The 1,428-nt window shown below is 60.4% G+C and carries 1 protein-coding gene and 1 pseudogene; one reads left to right on the top strand and one right to left on the bottom strand.

Features of this window, described 5'->3' with window-relative positions:
* Positions 1–997 (top strand): Ulp1 family isopeptidase (locus AC0L17_RS34380; RefSeq protein WP_473518975.1); only part of this gene is annotated, 997 nt, incomplete at its 5' end.
* 313 nt (positions 998–1,310) lie between these two features.
* Here AC0L17_RS34380 and AC0L17_RS34375 read toward each other — a convergent pair.
* Positions 1,311–1,428, bottom strand: a pseudogene (locus AC0L17_RS34375) (IS6 family transposase); the annotation flags it as partial.

The following is a 1,428-nucleotide window of genomic DNA, read 5'->3' as shown; positions in this document are numbered from 1 at the left end:
GTCGGATCAACCTGCCGGGTCGAGCTCAACCTGGTCGCCGCAATTGCCATCGGGTTTTGATCTAAATGAGTGGCCGACACCGGAAGCCCGGTCGTCACACATCTACAGCGGGCTTGGATCTCTGGCCGATTTGCCGTCCACACCGCACGAGCTGCGCGATGATGCTCACTCTGCGCCGGTGTGGGCCGGCCCGTCCTCCTTTGCCAGCCCATCAACTCCCAAGCCGCCTGAGCTTGGATACCTATTTGGTAGCGGAAACCAGACCTCCGGACGGGCCTCGGCCGCTGTGATCAACATCCTGGAGACCATGGGGATCGCGCCAAGCCGGTTCGCTCCAGAGACCCGCTTCTTGATCCACGATCAGCTTTACACGGCCGCGCTGCAGTCGGACTGGAGTATTCGTCTCACCGATCACCCTGGAGCTTGGCTCGACGACACGGTCTGGCTGGGCGACGAGCACATCAGAAGAGATTACAATCTCCTGGAGCGCGAGTTGCAGCAGACCAATCCGGATCTGGCCGCTCGGACGCGCCTCGTGGATTCCCTCGTAGTCCAAATACTGCGGTCCGGCGCTGACGAAGACGCACAACGCAACCGGGAGGCGATCTTGCGCGGCGGCGGCCGGCGCGGCACGGATTCAGCCGACTTCCTGTTCCTGCCGGTGAACGATGCCGATGCTGTTGATCCTCATCGCCGCGGCACCCATTGGTCGCTGCTGCTTGTTGATCGCAGGCAACGACGAAACCCGGTTGCCTATCACTACGACTCCTCCGCAGGATCCAATTACCGGCATGCGGAAGCGATCGCAACAAGGCTGCGCGCCACCCTGGTCCCACGCTCCATCACCCAGCAGGATAACGGTTATGATTGCGGCGTCTTCGTGCTGGCGGCGACGCGGGAACTGGTTGGAGGATTGGCACAAGAGCTGCCGCAGCCGCAGCACCTTAATAACCTCGTTGCCGATCGACGGGCACTCCAGGACCGGCTGCTACCCTGATCTGCTGGCACTGCGCGAACCGATGATGCCTAGCGCTGAGGAGAGTTGAATTGGGCGTACTGCTGACCGATATCAAAGAAGTGGGATCGTGCCCGCTGAAGTAGATGCTCATATGCGGGCGCTCTCGTCAAGCGATGTAGTCGTGTGCGTTAACTTCAGGAGAGTCATGGCGGGAGGCCGAGCATAGTCCTATGTGGTGCTGTCACGTTGTTTGAATTGTGGTCGCGCGGGAACAGAGGTGGTTATTCAGGAGAGTTTTATGGCGATGTCACGTTGTCTGGCTATGAACGCGCTGAGACCTGCGGCGCTGTTGTCAACTGACCACGGTTACGGCGGCCATGGCCTGCAGGCGGCGAATATGTGTGGCGAGAGCGGAGCGTTTTGAGCGAGGTGGAACGAAGAGGTTGCGCAGAGCCGAGAAGATCGAGACG

Source organism: Mesorhizobium sp. WSM4829 (assembly GCF_055811475.1).
This window is presented reverse-complemented; position numbering and strand designations above follow the sequence as displayed.